Here is a 15,735-nt window from a genome sequence, read left to right as displayed (position 1 = left end):
TGAAACCATTTCGCGGGTGCATCCGGTGCGGAAAGCCATATTGGCCCAACGTTCCACCCACGAAGGCTAACCGGATGGAGAAAATGAATGGCAATACCTGACTTCACAATGCGTGAGCTGCTCGAAGCTGGCGTACACTTCGGTCACCAGACCCACCGCTGGAATCCCCGCATGAAGCCGTATATCTACGGCGAGCGCTCCGGCATCCACATCATGGACCTGTCCCAGACCGTCCCGGCCCTGCACCAGGCGCTCGTTTTCGTGCGCGACTCGGTTGCCAAGGGTGGCCGCGTCCTGTTCGTCGGCACCAAGCGCCAGGCGTCTGACCCTGTTGCCGAAGCCGCCCAGCGCTGCGCACAATATTACATGAACCATCGCTGGCTCGGCGGCACGCTGACCAACTGGGCCACCGTGTCCAAGTCGATCAAGCAGCTCAAAGAACTCAATGCGATGTTCGACGCCGGTGGCGGCGACGGCCTCACCAAGAAAGAACTGCTCGACCTGCAGCGCCGCCGCGACAAGCTTGAGCGCGCGCTTGGTGGTATCGCCGAAATGGGCGGCCTGCCGGCTGCGATGATCGTGATCGATACGAACAAGGAAGCGATCGCCGTCATGGAAGCCCGTAAGCTGGGTATCCCCGTCGTCGCCGTGCTCGACACGAACTGCGATCCGTCTGATGCCGACTACGGCTTTGCCGGCAATGACGACGCGGCTCGCGCCATATCCCTCTACTGCAACCTGTTCGCTGACGCGGTGCTCGACGGCCTCGCAGAATCGACGGCCGGCCTTGGCGTCGACCTCGGTGCGCTCGAAGATCTCGAGGGCATGGTTGAGGCGGACGTCGCTGCCGCGGATGACGAACCCAAGGCAGCTGATGCCGCTCCGGCGACTGGCGAGCCCAAGGAAGATGCAACGGGCGCCTGATCGCGCCGGTATTGAACGTTTACACTGAAGGATAACCGCAATGGCCCAGATTACAGCTGCGCTCGTCAAGGAACTGCGCGACAAGACCGGCGCAGGCATGATGGATGCGAAAAAAGCGCTCGTCGAGAATGATGGCGATGAAGACGCCGCCATCGAATGGCTGCGTGCCAAAGGCCTGTCCAAGGCGGCCAAAAAGTCTGGCCGCACTGCAGCGGATGGCCTCGTGGCCGTGAAAGTTTCGGCTGACGGCAAGTCGGGCGCGATCGTCGAATTGAACGCTGAAACGGACTTCGTGGCGCGTAATGAAGGCTTCCAGAAAGCTCTTGAGGGCATCACGGACGCAGCGCTCGGCACTGACGGGACGCTCGCGGCGGTTGCTGCTGCGCCTGCACCAGAGGGTGACGGTACGGTCGACGACATGATCAAGCGCATGATCGCCAAGATCGGCGAAAACATATCGTTGCGCCGCTCGGCCAAGCTCTCTGCCGACAAGGTAGCCTCCTACATCCACAACGCCGAAGCGGCGGGCATGGGCAAGGTCGGCGTGCTGGTTGCGCTCTCCGGATCAGGCGATCTGGAAGACATCGGCCGCAAGATCGCGATGCACATCGCGGCGACGTCGCCGGCAGCGGCGACGACAGCTGAACTCGACCCTGAATTGGTCGAGACCGAAAAGCGCGTCCTGACAGAACAGGCCCGCGAAAGCGGCAAGCCCGACAATATCATCGAGGGCATGATCAAGGGCCGGATGCAGAAGTTCTACAAGGAGGTGGTGCTTCTGGAGCAGCCTTTCGTGATGAATCCGGACCAGACGGTTTCGGCATATCTGAAAGATCAGGGTGCGACGCTGGTGGGCTTTGTCCACTTCAAGCTGGGTGAAGGCATCGAAAAAGCTGCGAATAACTTCGCAGACGAGGTGGCGTCGCTCACAAAAGGTAGCTGAACAGGCTTGCCTTTGGCCCGTCCTGAGGCGTTAAACATCCCGGCTGCCCATGACAGGCAGCCGGGAATCTTTTAGGAGCTCTATTCAGGGCTTCATTTTACGGAGAAAGCTATGGCAAGCGAGAATCCGGAAACGATCCCGCTCAAATACAAGCGCGTGCTCCTGAAACTGTCCGGCGAGGCCCTGATGGGTCCGGGCCAGTTCGGTATCGATATCCCGACAGTCGAGCAATTTGCCCGCGCCATCGCCAATGCGCGGGCGGCTGGCGCGGAAATCTGCCTCGTCATCGGCGGAGGCAACATCTTCCGGGGCATGGCAGGGGCCGCCAAGGGCATGGAGCGGGCGCAGGCCGACAGTATGGGCATGCTGGCAACGGTGATGAATGCGCTGGCCATGCAAAGCGTGCTGGAAACCCAGGGCGTGCCGACACGCGTCCAGTCGGCGATCACGATGGACCAGATCTGCGAGCCCTATATCCGGCGGCGCGCGCAGCGGCACATGGAAAAGGGCCGGGTCGTCATATTTGCGGCTGGCATCGGCAACCCGTTCTTCACAACCGATACAGGCGCCGCCCTGCGGGCGATCGAGATGAATTGCGACGCCTTGCTCAAGGGCACGCAGGTCGACGGGGTCTATACGGCCGATCCGAAGCTGGACAGCATGGCGATGCGATATGACGAGATCGCTTATCAGGAGCTTCTCGTGAAGGACCTGCGCGTCATGGATTCATCTGCTGTCAGTCTGATGCGTGACAATAACATCCCGATTGTGGTCTTCTCACTCAAGGAAGAGGGCTCGCTGCTGAACGTGCTGCACGGTCGGGGCAAGTCCACAACGATTTCGAATAAGGGAGGGGTCGCAAAATGACCTATAGCAAGAAAGACTTGGAACGCCGGATGGAGGGTGCGCTTGCGTCGCTCTCAACCGAGTTCAGCGGCTTGCGGACAGGCCGGGCCTCGGTGAACCTGCTCGATGCCATTCAAGTGCCTGCCTATGGATCGACCGTGCCCTTGTCGCAGGTTGCCTCCGTATCGGTTACTGATATGCGCATGCTGTCGGTCAATGTCTGGGACAAGACCGTGGTGGGCGCCACCGACCGGGCGATCCGCGAATCGGGTCTCGGCCTGAACCCGGTCATGGACGGCCAGACCCTGCGTATCCCGATCCCGCCGCTCAACGAGGAGCGCCGCGTCGAGCTGACGAAGATTGCCGGCAAATATGCCGAAGCGGCCAAGGTTGCGGTCCGGAACATCCGACGCGACGGTATGGATACGTTGAAGAAGATGGAAAAAGACGGCGAGATCAGCGAAGACAAGCTTCATGGCCTGTCGGACGAAGTCCAGAAGTTGACAGACACGTTCGTCGGCCGTGTCGATGAAGCGCTGAAAGCCAAAGAAACGGAGATCATGCAAGTCTGATGTCCGCTGCGTCTGCCTCAGATGTCACCAGTGTCGTGTCGGGGCAGCAACCGGGCCTTTCGCATGTGGCGATCATCATGGACGGCAATGGCCGTTGGGCGAAGTCCAGGGGCTTGCCCCGTGCCGCCGGGCATGAACGGGGCGTAGAGGCCCTCAGGCGCACCGTTGAAGCCGCTGGCGAACTCGGTATCCGGTACCTGACGGTATTTTCCTTTTCCACCGAGAACTGGCGGCGACCGGCGGCTGAAGTGAACGCATTGTTCGGCTTGTTGAAGGCCTATGTGCAACGCGATCTGGCGCGGTTGACTCAAGAAGGCGTGCGTATTCGCATTATCGGTCTTCGGGACGGATTGCCGGACGACGTGGCGGTTCTGGTCGAAAAGGCCGAGCGCGAGACCGCCGCCAACAGCAAGTTCTTCCTGACGATCGCCTTCAACTATGGCGGACGCGAAGACATCGCCCGTGCGGCGCGCGGCGTTGCGGAGGCGGTCGCATCGGGCGGCCTGAAACCGGACGATGTGAACGAAAAATCGTTCGCCGGATTTCTCGACACCGGATCCATGCCGGACCCCGACCTACTGATCCGGACCAGCGGCGAATACCGACTCAGCAATTTCCTGTTGTGGCAATGCGCCTATTCGGAGCTCGTATTCATGGATGTGCTTTGGCCCGACTTCGATCGGGCGTGCCTGGAAGAGGCCCTGGCCAAGTTCCATGAGCGCGAACGCCGGTTCGGCGCCGTTTCGCCAGGGGCAGCCTGATGGGCGATTGGACGCCGCGCGACCGGCGTTTCTCGGAACTTGGGCTCCGGCTGATTTCGGCGGCGGTCCTGATTCCGGTGGCCGTTGCAATGGTTTGGGCAGGCGGCTGGTGGTTGGCGATTGGCTGCGCCGTGTTTGCCGCCGCCATGGCGCTGGAATGGAGCCAGATCAGTGCGTTCCCGCACGGGCGGGCGATGGCGCTTGCCGCAACCCTTTTCTGCCTGAGCCTGCCGATGGGATTGCTGTGGCTGAGCGTCCTCGTGATTGTCGGCGGCATGGTGTTCTGTGCCGCAACCGCCATCGGGGGGATTCGCGTCCGATGGACGGCTGCGTTCGGCCTGTTCTACGTTGCTGCGATGGCTGCGGGCCTGTATTTGCTGCGTGACGGCCCTTGGGACGGCAGGGCAGCGGCCCTGTTTTTCATGTCATTCGTGTGGGCGTCCGATGCCGCCGCCTATTTCACCGGGCGCGGCCTTGGCGGGCCCCGCCTGCTGCCAAGCGAAAGCCCGAACAAGACATGGAGCGGCGCACTGGGCGCTGTCACGGCCTGCGGACTGTGCGGACTCGCTGCGGCAGATATCGAAATGGCGTCCTTTCCGGTCTGGATTGCGGCAGGCGTCGCGATTTCGATGGTCGCGCAGATGGGTGACCTGTTCGAGAGCGGGCTGAAGCGGCGGTTCAAGGTCAAGGATGCCGGTACTTTGCTGCCGGGCCATGGCGGCGTCCTGGACCGGGTCGACGGCCTCGGCGCGGTATGCATTTTGGGGTCGCTCGCCCTGCATGCCTTTCCGGGACTTTCAGTCGCGCTTGGATTCTGAGGCATGGCCGCTCACCGACGCATTTCCATCATGGGCTCTACGGGCTCGATCGGCACGTCCGCACTGGATGTCGTGGCGCAGGCCAATGCAGCGGGCGAGACACCTTTTGAAATCGTCGCACTGGCAGCTGGACGCGATTCCGAGACGCTGGCGCGCCAAGCGATAGCGTTCCGTCCGGATATCGCTGTCATCGCGGATGAGAGCAAGCTGGCGGACCTCAGAGAACGCCTGGCGGGTACGGGCATCGAAACGGCTGGCGGACTGGACGCGATCATCGAAGCGGCGACCCGGCCTTGCGACCGTCTGCTGGCAGCGATCGTCGGGTCGGCGGGGCTCGCATCGACGCTGGCGGCCGTTCGGCAGGGCACGGATGTCGCGATCGCCAACAAGGAAAGCATCGTCTGCGGCGGAAAACTGATACTTTCCGAAGCCGCCCGGACCGGCGCGCGTGTGCTGCCGGTCGATTCCGAACATAGCGGCATCTTCCAGGCGCTGGGCGATGGAAAATCCCTTGAAAAACTGACGATAACGGCGTCAGGCGGCCCATTCCGGACCGCATCCCTGAGCGAGATGGCTGACGTCACACCTGCCCAGGCGGCGGCACATCCGAACTGGGACATGGGGATCAAGAATTCCATCGACAGCGCCACCCTGATGAACAAGGCGCTGGAATTCATCGAGGCAGCCTACCTGTTCGACGTAGCGGCCGACCAGATCGATGTCCTGATCCATCCCCAGTCGATTGTTCATGGCATGGCGCACTTCACGGATGGCTCTGTCATCGCGCAGCTCAGCACGCCCGACATGCGCGCACCGATCGCCTATGCGCTGGGCTGGCCCGACCGGGTGTCGACGAATGTCGCGCGCCTGGACCTGGCGGCCTTGGGGCGTCTCGACTTTGCAGAAGTGGACGCAGCGCGGTTTCCGGCGATTGAACTCGCGCGGCGCGCGATTGCCCTCGGATCCGGGGGCACGACCGTATTAAATTGCGCTAATGAACTGGCGGTTTCTGCATTTATTGCGGGCCAATGCGGTTTTCTGGACATAAGCTGGGTTGTAGAGGAAGTGTTGAGTCGCTTTTCTTCTGGTAACAAGTCCTCTTTGGGCTGTGACACGCTGGACGAAATAGCTTATCTGGACCGGTTCGGACGCGAAATGGCGGCCGAGTTACTTAAAAAGGCCCCGAGCCGGGCAGGAGGATAAGTCGTTTGGGACAGCTTCTTAGCCAAGGTCCGCTTTTTATTGCCTGCCTCATTTTCATGATGGGGATCGTGGTGATCGTGCATGAGCTCGGTCACTACCTTGTGGGCCGGATATTTGGCGCAGCGGTTGAATCCTTTTCGATCGGTTTCGGCAAGCCTGTTTACGAGCGCAAGGACCGGGTCGGCACACGCTGGCGCGTCAACTGGATTCCGCTCGGCGGCTTCGTCAAGTTCGTCGGCGAGAGCCAATTGCCGGGCGATGTGGGCACACTGGAGCAAGGGCCTCAGGGCAAGGCGTATAACAAGCTCGCTGTCTGGCAGCGCTCGCTTGTCAGCCTTGCCGGGCCGTTTGCTAACTTCGTGCTGGCCAGCCTGATCTTCTCGTTGATCCTGGGCACACACGGCAAGGCCAACTACACGGTCGGCGTTGCGAATGTTGTTGCCGGGTCTCCTGCCGAGCGTGGCGGCCTGAAAGCGGGTGATGCCTTCGTCGCCATCAATGGCGGCGCCGTCACGGACGCGCAGGACATCACCATTCCGATCATGCTCAACCCGAATAAAGAGATGACTTTCGACGTCCTGCGGGATGGCGCGCCGGTGAGCCTGAAGGTGACGCCCGACGAAGTCGTGCGCGAGAACGAGTTCGGCCAGATGGTGCCGCAAAGCACGATTGGTGTCGGCCTGGCAGGCCTGGAGCTTGGTGAGCGCACCCGCTACAACCCCGTCGAGGCGCTGGGCGCCGGCGTGGTCGAGACGGGCGCAACGATCGACCGCACCGTCACGATGCTGACACGTATCGTGACCGGCAAGATGTCCTTCAACGCGATGACGGGCCCTGTCGGCATCGGCGACATTTCCCGCCGGGTCGTCAACAAGGTCTGGAGCCAGACCGAACTCACCCGGTCACAGCGCCTGGAACAATTGTTCTGGATGCTGCTCAGCATATGTGCCGCGATTTCAGTGGGTGTCGGGTTCTTCAACCTGTTGCCACTGCCAGTACTGGATGGCGGACACTTGGTCTTTCATGCTTATGAAGCCGTAATGGGCAAAGAACTGCCCGAGAAAGTGCAGGAGATCAGCCTGACATTCGGTTTGATCCTGTTATTGGGAATGGTGGTGGTGATCACGTGGGGTGACATCATCGAGACCGGCTTGTTCGGGGGAGCGGGCGGCTGACCCCACCGTCCCGAAGCTAATCAGAGAGTATTTCCACCATGCGTAAGTTCCTTGCAGCAACCTTCATGGCGACCAGCGTTTTTACGTTTGTTGTCCTGCCAGGGTTGACCAATACCGCCGAGGCGCAGGAAGATAATCGCTACGGCGGTACGATCCGGTCGATCCTCGTGGAGGGCAACCAGCGTATCGAAGCGCGTACCGTGCAATCTTACCTTCTGGTCGAGCCAGGCGATCCGTTTGACGCTGAGCGCATCGACCTGTCGCTCAAGACCCTGTTCGCGACCAATCTGTTCGCAGACGTGTCGATCGACCGGAACGGTGACGACCTGCTGGTTCGGGTGGTTGAGAACCCGATCATCAACCGCGTGATTTTCGAAGGCAACAAGGCGCTCAAGGACGACAAGTTCAAGGAAGAAATCCAGGCCGCACCACGCGGCATCTTCACCGCTGCCCGCGTTCAGGCTGATGTCCAGCGCATCCTTGAACTCTATCGCCAGTCTGGCCGTTTCGCTGCCAAGGTCGAGCCGCAATACAAGCCGCTCGAGCAGAACCGTGTCGATCTCGTGTTCGAGATCACCGAAGGTCCGGTGACCGGTGTCCGCTCGATCAATTTCATCGGCAACAAAGACTATTCCGACTCGCGCCTGCGCAGCGAGATTGTCACGCGCCAGTCGCGCCTGTGGCGTTTCTTCAGTTCCAACGACAACTACGATCCGGGCCGTCTGGAGTATGACCGCGAGAAGCTGCGCGAGTTCTACCAGAACAGTGGCTATTATGACTTCCGGGTCACGTCGGCGGTCGCCGAACTGACGCCTGACCAAAAAGATTTCTACATTACGATGACGATCGATGAGGGGCGTCAGTATGATTTCGGCGTCGTGAAAGTCGAGACGGCGCTTGAAAAGCTGAACGCCAATGCGCTTCGTGCCGCTGTGCCGATCAAGGAAGGCGACCTTTTCAAGGGCAACCTGATCGAAACCACGATCGACACGCTGACCTATGCCGCCGGCATCGCCGGCTACGCGTTCGTGGATATTCGTCCGCAGCTGGATGTGAATCCGGAGACCGGGCGCATCGACGTGACATTTGCCGTCGACGAAGGCCCGCGCGTCTACATTGAGCGGATCAATATCGTCGGCAACACGCAGACGCTGGACCGGGTTATCCGCCGTGAATTGCGCATTTCCGAAGGCGATGCGTTCAACCGGATCCTGCTCGACCGGTCGAAGAACCGTGTGCGCTCGCTCGGCTACTTCAAGGACGTTGAAATCGTTGAGACGCCCGGTGATGGTCCGGACAAGAGCATCGTCGACGTCAAGGTTACCGAACAGCCCACCGGCGAACTGTCGTTTGCGGCCGGTTTCTCGTCGGTCGATTCATATCTGTTCGATCTCAGTGCATCACAGCGCAACCTGCGTGGTCGCGGCCAGTCAGTTGTTGCGCGTGTTTCGACATCGAGCCGTCAACAGGTCGTGGACTTGCGCTTCACGGAGCCGCGTTTTCTCGACCGAAACCTTTCGGCAGGTGTCGACGTCTATGCGACGAAGCAGGATTTCAAGGATTTTGGCAGCTATACGGCCGAGACCATCGGCGCTGGGTTGCGTGTCGGCTTTCCACTGACCGAACGGATGCAGCTCGGGCTCAGTTACAAGCTTCAGTCGGACAATGTGGAAATTCCAGACTTCACTATCCTGCTGGACACGGCCACGCGATTCACGTCGACACGAACCGTACAGACCGCTGGCGCCGATACGCCCGGCGATACGAGCGACGATGTATACCGCGCGGCGACGGTCGACGATTTCCCGAACGAACTGATTTTTGTCGATCAGTGTGATCCGCTCTACCTGTTGCGTGACTCCAATTGCCGGTCCGAACGCAATGAGATTTCCAGTATCATCGGTTATAGCTTCTTCTGGGACCGTACGAATGATCCGACCCAGCCGACACGTGGGTTTGATTTCCGTTTCAGCCAGGAAGCCGCTGGCTTTGGCGGCGACGTAAAATACCTGCGCACGGAAACGAGCGCATCCATGTATCGTGGCATCTGGAAAAATGTCATTGCGAGCGCCCGTTTTTCAGCGGGGTATGTTTTCCCGCTTGAAAATGGCCAGGGCATTCGGATCAACAACCGGTTCTTCCGGGGTGGCAGCACGTTCCGCGGGTTCGACGTGGCCGGTCTCGGCCCGCGCGAAGTCGTGCGTGTCATCGATCCGGCGACAGGCGAAGTCGTGACAACGCGCCGCCTGAACTCGCAAGGGGGCAACACCTACTACCAGGGCACATTCGAACTCAGCCTGCCAAGCGTCTTCCCCGAAGAGTATGGCATCAAGAGCGCCCTGTTCGCTGACGTCGGCGGCCTCGGCACCCTTCGGGGACCGGACATCAGCCCGACAGTGTATTTCACGGATCCGGAAACTGGTTTTCCGGCCGTGCGCATCACCAAGGACGCCACATCCCTGCGGGCGTCTGCTGGTCTCAGCGTATTCTGGGACTCACCTTTCGGGCCCATTCGCTTCGACTTCTCGCAGATCCTGCGCAAGGAAGACTATGACCGAACCGAAACTTTCCGGTTCTCAACCTCAACACGCTTCTAATTCAGAACCGCCAACCAGGAGACCGATAATGTCCCCAATCAAACATATGCTCTTCGTCCTTTCGCTCGTTGTGAGCGGAGTCGCTGTTGCCGCTCCGGCCGCATCGGCCCAGGGCACGACCGTCGTAATGATCGACGAGGGCCGCCTTCTTGGCGAGAGCAAGGCCGGCAAGGATATTCAGACCAAACTGCAGAACCTCGAGACCCAGATGAAAAACGAGCTGGAGCCGATCCGCGCCACGCTCGAAACGGACGGCAAGGCCCTGCAGACGAAAGTCGAAGGCAAGACCCGCGAAGTGGTGGCTGCTGACACGGCGCTCCTGGGGCAGTTGACGGCCTATCAGAAGCGCGCCCAGGAATTTGCGCAGAAGCAACAGGTTGTCAGCAAGGAGTTCCAACTGACCGAGCGCAAGGCTTTGATCGATTTCAACAAGGCGATCGAGCCCGCTCTGATGGAAGTGGTGAACGAGAAAAATGCACAGATCGTGATGTCCAAAGCGCAAGTCATTTACAGCGCCGACGCGGTTGACGTGACGCCATTGGTGATCACCAAGCTGGACGCCAAAACGCCTACGATCGCAGTGTCGCGTCAGCGCCTGCCTGCCCAGCCTGCCCAATAGGGACAGTTAATTGTGACGATCGATCCTCGTTTCTACGCGCCCCTCGGGGCCCAGACGCTTGGCAAGATCGCGGACCTGACCGGCGCGGCCCTTCATGGCGACGCGGCGGTCGAGATCAAAGGGGTCTCCGCCTCGGCTACGGGCCGGGCCGGAGACCTCGCGTTTCTTGACGGAGACGGAAAAGGCACGCCATCCGTTTCGCCTGATGTTTCGGCGCTGATCGTCAATGACGCGAACCTGCCACATGTTCCAGCCGGCATGCCTTACCTCCTGACGCCGTTGCCGCGCCATTTCCATGGCGTTGTCGCCTACGCGATGTTCCAGCCCCGGCACCTTGTGTGGCGCGCGGACGAGCGTATTTCTGCAGACGCCAAAGTGCATCCGGAAGCGATCCTGTCGCCGGGCGCCGTCGTCGGGCCGGGCGCGACGGTTGGCGACGGTACGGTGGTTGGCGCCAACTCCGTGATTGGTCCGGGCGTTCAGGTCGGGCGCAATTGCCGGATCGGTGCGAACGTTTCCATATTCTGCTCACTTGTCGGAGACCATGTGACGCTACTGTCTGGCGCCCGCATCGGGGAATCCGGATTTGGCGTGACGGGCGGCCCGGGCGGCATGGAAGATGCGCCGCACTTTGGGCGGGTCATCCTGCAGGACCATGTCACGATCGGGGCCAATAGCTGTATTGATCGCGGCGTCTTTGACGACACGATCATCGGCGAGCGCACCAAGATCGATAATCTCTGCCAGATCGCCCACAATGTCGTTTTCGGCCGGAGCGTGGTCATGGCGGCATTTGGCGGCATATCGGGGTCAGTCTCCGTCGGCGATGCTGCGCGTATTGGCGGACGGGTCGGGATTGCCGATCATGTCAAGATAGGGGACGGCGTCAACCTTGCGGCCTCGTCGGGTGTCTTCCGGGATATAAAACCGGGCGAAACCTGGGGCGGCACGCCCGCCAAGCCGATCCGCCAGTGGATGCGGGAAATCGCATGGGTGCAGAAACAGGCCAATCCCAAGAAGAGTTCCTGAGCCTCCAGCGCGCGTGATCGTTTGCCCCGGTTGCAGAAACAGGCAAATCTGCCGAAAAGCCTATTGAAGACAGTTGTCTTCGCGCACGTTTTGGCAAGACCGCCTTTCAAGAGAAACACCGGATACGATTGATGCCAGTTGAAATTCATCCCTCTGCGATCGTGGAGCCAGGCGCTGAACTTGGCGACGGAGTCCGGATCGGCCCGTTTTGTCACATTGGCGCGCATGCGGTGATTGGTGACCGGACGCAGTTGCACGCACATGCCGTTGTCACCGGTCATACGACTCTCGGCCATGATTGCGCGGTCCACTCCCATGCCGTTCTTGGCGGTACACCTCAGGTGCTCGGGTTCCAGGACGTACCGGAGTCGCGCCTCGAGATCGGCAATGATTGCACGATGCGCGAACATACGACCGTGCATGCCGGCGTGCCGAAGCTCGCAGGCGTAACGCGTTTGGGAAACGAATGCTTCATGATGGTCGGCAGCCACGTCGCGCATGATTGCCAGCTTGGCAATGACATCGTGATCGCCAACGGGGTCCAGATCGGCGGACATGTCGAGATCGGCGACAATGTCTGGTTCGGCGGGCTCGTGGCTGTGCACCAGTTCACGCGGATCGGCCGGAACGCCTTTATTGGTGGCGGGGCCATCCTCGTGGAGGACGTTATTCCATTCGGGTCCGTGATCGGGAACCGGGCCAAGCTGGCCGGACTGAACATGGTGGGCCTGAAGCGGCGCGGCTATGACAAGGCGCAGCTGTACGAGATCCGCAGTGCGTACAAGGCCGTGTTTGCCGGCGGCGGCCTGTTCAAGGACCGGCTGGCTGACGCTGCCATTGCGTTCAAGGACAAGCCCCTGGCCATGGAAATCATCAATTTTGTGCTCGCAGCCGGTGGCCGACCGATCTGCAAACCCGGGTGAGGGCATCATGACGGCGCCTCTCGGACTGATAGCTGGCCTTGGCGATCTTCCGGTCGCCGTCGCGGAGAATGCCGTCGCGACGGGGAAGGGCGTCTATGTCCTGCGTCTCAAGGGCTTTGAAGAGCCGCGCCTCGCGGCCTATCCGGGCGCTGTGGTCGGGCTGGGCGAAATCGGCAAATTGTTCTCCCTGCTCAAACAGGCCGGGTGCGAGGACGTGTTGTTTGCGGGGATCGTGAAGCGTCCCAATTTCAAGGACCTGAAGCTGGACCTGCGAGGCGCGGCGCTGTTGCCAAAAGTGCTGGCCGAGGCGGGCAAGGGCGATGATGCCTTGCTGCGGCTGATGGTGAAGGAAGTCGAGAAGCAGGGGTTCAATGTGATTGGCTCCGATGCGGCGCATGCCGCCTTGCTGGCCCCGTCGGGCCTTATGGGTGGTCCCGCGCCGTCTGAGGCGGCGATGTCGGATATTGCTCGTGGTGCGCATGTGGTGGCCGCTCTGGGCGATCTGGATATCGGGCAGGGCTGTGTCGTATGCGACGGCCTTGTGTTGGCTGTCGAGGCCCAGGAGGGCACGGATGCCATGCTCGACCGCTGTGCCGCGCTTCCCGAGGCGATACGCGGCACCCTTGCGGCGCGGCGGGGCGTTCTGGTCAAACGGCCCAAGCCGTCCCAGGAGCGGCGGATCGATATGCCGACCGTTGGCGTCTCGACGATCGAGAAAGTGGCTGCGGCCGGCCTGGCGGGGCTTGCCGTCGAGGCGGGCGGTGCACTTATGCTCGGCCGCGCCGAGATGCAGGCAGCTGCCGAACGGCTCGGCGTGTTCATTTACGGCTTTGACCCCGGCCTCGGCACATGACCGCCCCGCGCCTCTATTTCGTGGCGGCGGAATCCTCAGGCGACCTGTTGGCGCGTGAAGTGATCAGCACGATCCGGGCGAAGCAGCCCGACGTGCACGTTTCGGGCATTGGCGGGGCAGAAATGGCATCCGTCGGGATTGTCTCGCCGATCGATATTTCACCGCTATCGGTTCTTGGCCTTTTTGAAGGATTGAGAGCCTATGGCACGGTCGTCAAACTGGCCGACATCGCAGCGGATGCCATCATCGCCGATACGCCGGACGTGGTCGTGCTGGTGGATTCCTGGGGCTTCATGCTGCGGGTGGCCCAGCGCGTGCGCGCACGTGCACCGCATATAAGGCTGGTCAAACTGATCGGGCCGCAAGTCTGGGCGACGCGGCCGGGACGGGCCAAGACGCTGGCGGCGACGGTGGATCACCTGCTCTGCATGCATGAGATCGAGGCGCCGTTCTATGAGCCGTTCGACCTGAAGACGACGGTCGTTGGCAATCCGGCTTTGTCACGTCACCAATGGGGCAAGCGCGACGTTTTCCGCAAGACGTATGGTATCAGCGAGGAAGCTCAGGTCGTGCTCGTACTTCCCGGCAGCCGGTCCAGCGAGATCAAGCGCGTTGCGCCGGCACTGGTGGAAGCGGCCCGGATCATCAGGGAATCCGATCCAGACCGGAAAATCATCATCGCCCCCGCCGCGAGCGTCGCGGCGCAGTTCGCGGAATCGTTTCCGGACGTGGCTGAATGGGCGACCGTGTCCACGGACCCGTCAGAACGGTACGATGCGATGGCAGCCGCCGACCTGGCGCTGGCTTGTTCAGGCACGGTCACCAGCGAACTGGCGATGCAGGGCACGCCGATGATCGTGGCCTACAAGACAGGCTGGGTGACCTGGTCGCTGGCGCGGGGGTTCCTCTACCAGAAGCGCCACATCACGCTGCTGAACATTGTCAGCGATGACCAGGAGATCGTGCCGGAATTCGTGCAGACGAAACAGACGCCGGACCGGATCGCCGCTCACGCGTTGTGCTGGCTGACCAATCCGGACGCGCTGGCCGAACAGAGGGCCGCACAGCAAATCGCCCTCTCCCGGATGAAAGAGGGCGATCGGGACGCGGCTGAGATTGCAGCCGAAGTGATCCTTGAAGAAGCTCGCGTCTAGCGGTTGCCCATTGGCACGTAGTCGCGTTGGGCAGCGCCGGTATAGATTTGGCGCGGACGACCGATACGCTGCGTCGGGTCTTCGATCATCTCGTTGAGCTGGGCGACCCAGCCGACAGTACGCGCGAGTGCAAACAGCACCGTGAACATCTGTTTCGGGAAGCCCATCGCATCGAGGATGATGCCCGAATAGAAGTCGACGTTTGGGTACAGCTTCTTCTCGACGAAATAGTCGTCTTCCAGAGCGATCCGTTCGAGTTCCATCGCGACTTTGAGGATCGGCTGGTCCTTGAGGCCGAGCAGGTCGAGCACTTCGTGGGCGGACTCGCGCATGACGGTCGCGCGCGGGTCGTAATTCTTGTAGACGCGGTGGCCAAAGCCCATGAGGCGGAAGCCGCTGGTCTTGTCCTTGGCCTTTTCGACGAATTCCGGAATCCGGTCGACCGACCCGATCTCGTGCAACATGTTGAGGCAGGCTTCGTTGGCGCCGCCATGGCTGGGGCCCCAGAGACACGCGACACCGGCTGCAACAGCCGCAAACGGATGCGCGCCTGACGAGCCGGCGAGCCGCACGGTCGACGTCGAGGCGTTCTGCTCGTGGTCAGCATGCAGGATAAAGAAGCGGTCCATCGCCTTGGCAATCGCCGGGTCGACCTTGTAGTCCTCGGCCGATACCGAGAAGCACATGTTCAGGAAGTTTTCGGCGTAGGAGAACTCGTTGCGTGGATCGACGAATTTCTGGCCCATATTGTATTTCAGGATGCGGGCGCAGAGTGTCGGCATCTTGGCGAGGAGCCGGACGGAGCTGAGGTGGCGTTCATCGGGATCTTCGCTGTCCATAGCACCAGGATAGAAGGATGCCATGGCACCAACGGCGCCTGTCAGCATGGCCATCGGGTGGCTGTCACGGCGGAAGCCTTCGAAAAAGCGATCCATCTGCGTGTGAAGAAGGGTGTGCTGCTTGATTTCGCCGTTGAACTCGGAGAGCTCAGGTTTGGTGGGCAGCTCACCTTTCAGAATGAGGTGACAGACTTCTGGAAACGTCGACTTTTCAGCCAGTTGGCCAATCGGATAGCCGCGGTGAAGCAGGACGCCTTCGTCACCGTCAATGAACGTGATCTGGCTTTCGCAACTGGCGGTCGATGTGAAACCCGGGTCGAAGGTAAAATGTCCCGATTCAGCGTATACCTTGCGGACGTCTACGACATTCGGTCCATGCGTTCCCGAGAGAACGGGCAATTCATAGGTCTTGCCCGCGACTTCGAGTTTGGCCGTCCCGGCATTCTTCGTCTTGTTTTCCATCAGATATAGCCCTTCTT

Annotated in this window: 15 protein-coding genes; 14 read left to right on the top strand and 1 reads right to left on the bottom strand. The window is 60.9% G+C overall.

Features of this window, described 5'->3' with window-relative positions; all coding sequences use genetic code 11:
- Positions 1-87: 87 nt before the first annotated feature.
- The 14 genes from rpsB (at position 88) to ACESNB_RS01375 (ending at position 14,417) form a co-directional block, all read left to right on the top strand.
- Positions 88-924, top strand: coding sequence for a 30S ribosomal protein S2 (gene rpsB / locus ACESNB_RS01440; protein WP_373002821.1), 837 nt, complete (start codon positions 88-90; stop codon positions 922-924).
- Positions 925-964: 40 nt separating this feature from the next.
- Entirely contained in the window at positions 965-1,867 is a 903-nt protein-coding gene (gene tsf / locus ACESNB_RS01435) for a translation elongation factor Ts (protein ID WP_373002819.1), read from the top strand.
- Positions 1,868-1,978: 111 nt separating this feature from the next.
- A complete protein-coding gene (gene pyrH / locus ACESNB_RS01430; protein WP_373002817.1) occupies positions 1,979-2,734 on the top strand; it encodes a UMP kinase in 756 nt (251 codons plus the stop codon).
- Entirely contained in the window at positions 2,731-3,285 is a 555-nt protein-coding gene (gene frr, locus ACESNB_RS01425; RefSeq protein ID WP_373002815.1) for a ribosome recycling factor, read from the top strand. Before pyrH ends, frr begins: the two co-directional genes overlap by 4 nt.
- Complete coding sequence (locus ACESNB_RS01420) at positions 3,285-4,046, top strand: isoprenyl transferase (protein ID WP_373002813.1); 762 nt, start codon at positions 3,285-3,287, stop codon at positions 4,044-4,046. The genes frr and ACESNB_RS01420 overlap by 1 nt, the downstream gene beginning before the upstream one ends.
- On the top strand, positions 4,046-4,864 hold the full coding sequence (locus ACESNB_RS01415) for a phosphatidate cytidylyltransferase (protein ID WP_373002811.1): 819 nt from the start codon (positions 4,046-4,048) through the stop codon (positions 4,862-4,864). The genes ACESNB_RS01420 and ACESNB_RS01415 overlap by 1 nt, the downstream gene beginning before the upstream one ends.
- Positions 4,865-4,867: 3 nt before the next feature.
- Positions 4,868-6,067 (top strand): 1-deoxy-D-xylulose-5-phosphate reductoisomerase, encoded by a 1,200-nt coding sequence (dxr, locus tag ACESNB_RS01410; protein ID WP_373002809.1) that lies wholly within the window; start codon positions 4,868-4,870, stop codon positions 6,065-6,067.
- Positions 6,068-6,072: 5 nt separating this feature from the next.
- The gene (locus ACESNB_RS01405) at positions 6,073-7,242 is read left to right on the top strand and encodes an RIP metalloprotease (protein ID WP_373002807.1); all 1,170 of its coding nucleotides are present in this window, start codon (positions 6,073-6,075) and stop codon (positions 7,240-7,242) included.
- Between the two features lie 38 nt (positions 7,243-7,280).
- Positions 7,281-9,839: an outer membrane protein assembly factor BamA gene (gene bamA / locus ACESNB_RS01400; RefSeq protein WP_373002805.1), complete on the top strand. Its 2,559-nt coding sequence runs from the start codon at positions 7,281-7,283 to the stop codon at positions 9,837-9,839.
- A 28-nt stretch (positions 9,840-9,867) separates the two neighbouring features.
- A complete protein-coding gene (locus ACESNB_RS01395; RefSeq protein ID WP_373002803.1) occupies positions 9,868-10,458 on the top strand; it encodes an OmpH family outer membrane protein in 591 nt (196 codons plus the stop codon).
- A gap of 12 nt (positions 10,459-10,470) precedes the next feature.
- On the top strand, positions 10,471-11,487 hold the full coding sequence (gene lpxD / locus ACESNB_RS01390; RefSeq protein ID WP_373002801.1) for a UDP-3-O-(3-hydroxymyristoyl)glucosamine N-acyltransferase: 1,017 nt from the start codon (positions 10,471-10,473) through the stop codon (positions 11,485-11,487).
- Positions 11,488-11,618: 131 nt separating this feature from the next.
- Complete coding sequence (gene lpxA / locus ACESNB_RS01385; protein ID WP_373002799.1) at positions 11,619-12,410, top strand: acyl-ACP--UDP-N-acetylglucosamine O-acyltransferase; 792 nt, start codon at positions 11,619-11,621, stop codon at positions 12,408-12,410.
- 7 nt (positions 12,411-12,417) lie between these two features.
- A complete protein-coding gene (locus tag ACESNB_RS01380; RefSeq protein WP_373002797.1) occupies positions 12,418-13,263 on the top strand; it encodes an LpxI family protein in 846 nt (281 codons plus the stop codon).
- Positions 13,260-14,417: a lipid-A-disaccharide synthase gene (locus ACESNB_RS01375; RefSeq protein ID WP_373002795.1), complete on the top strand. Its 1,158-nt coding sequence runs from the start codon at positions 13,260-13,262 to the stop codon at positions 14,415-14,417. The genes ACESNB_RS01380 and ACESNB_RS01375 overlap by 4 nt, the downstream gene beginning before the upstream one ends.
- On the opposite strand, the gene gltA is transcribed toward ACESNB_RS01375, so the two are convergent.
- Positions 14,414-15,718, bottom strand: coding sequence for a citrate synthase (gltA, locus tag ACESNB_RS01370; RefSeq protein ID WP_373002793.1), 1,305 nt, complete (start codon positions 15,716-15,718; stop codon positions 14,414-14,416). The genes ACESNB_RS01375 and gltA overlap by 4 nt on opposite strands.
- Positions 15,719-15,735 lie beyond the last annotated feature (17 nt).

The organism is Hyphomonas sp. (genome assembly GCF_041689225.1).
GTDB lineage: Bacteria > Pseudomonadota > Alphaproteobacteria > Caulobacterales > Hyphomonadaceae > Hyphomonas.
Note: the sequence above shows the minus strand (reverse complement) of the source record. Positions and strands in the feature narration are given on the sequence as shown.

Excerpts from the sequence above, each read along its gene's own strand:
- pyrH (WP_373002817.1), top strand. The coding sequence starts at position 1,979 with ATGGCAAGCGAGAATCCGGAAACGATCCCGCTCAAATACAAGCGCGTG.
- ACESNB_RS01415 (WP_373002811.1), top strand. The coding sequence starts at position 4,046 with ATGGGCGATTGGACGCCGCGCGACCGGCGTTTCTCGGAACTTGGGCTC.
- bamA (WP_373002805.1), top strand. The coding sequence starts at position 7,281 with ATGCGTAAGTTCCTTGCAGCAACCTTCATGGCGACCAGCGTTTTTACG.
- ACESNB_RS01420 (WP_373002813.1), top strand. The coding sequence starts at position 3,285 with ATGTCCGCTGCGTCTGCCTCAGATGTCACCAGTGTCGTGTCGGGGCAG.
- ACESNB_RS01375 (WP_373002795.1), top strand. The coding sequence starts at position 13,260 with ATGACCGCCCCGCGCCTCTATTTCGTGGCGGCGGAATCCTCAGGCGAC.
- tsf (WP_373002819.1), top strand. The coding sequence starts at position 965 with ATGGCCCAGATTACAGCTGCGCTCGTCAAGGAACTGCGCGACAAGACC.
- dxr (WP_373002809.1), top strand. The coding sequence starts at position 4,868 with ATGGCCGCTCACCGACGCATTTCCATCATGGGCTCTACGGGCTCGATC.
- lpxA (WP_373002799.1), top strand. The coding sequence starts at position 11,619 with ATGCCAGTTGAAATTCATCCCTCTGCGATCGTGGAGCCAGGCGCTGAA.
- frr (WP_373002815.1), top strand. The coding sequence starts at position 2,731 with ATGACCTATAGCAAGAAAGACTTGGAACGCCGGATGGAGGGTGCGCTT.
- ACESNB_RS01395 (WP_373002803.1), top strand. The coding sequence starts at position 9,868 with ATGTCCCCAATCAAACATATGCTCTTCGTCCTTTCGCTCGTTGTGAGC.
- ACESNB_RS01380 (WP_373002797.1), top strand. The coding sequence starts at position 12,418 with ATGACGGCGCCTCTCGGACTGATAGCTGGCCTTGGCGATCTTCCGGTC.
- gltA (WP_373002793.1), bottom strand. The coding sequence starts at position 15,718 with ATGGAAAACAAGACGAAGAATGCCGGGACGGCCAAACTCGAAGTCGCG.
- rpsB (WP_373002821.1), top strand. The coding sequence starts at position 88 with ATGGCAATACCTGACTTCACAATGCGTGAGCTGCTCGAAGCTGGCGTA.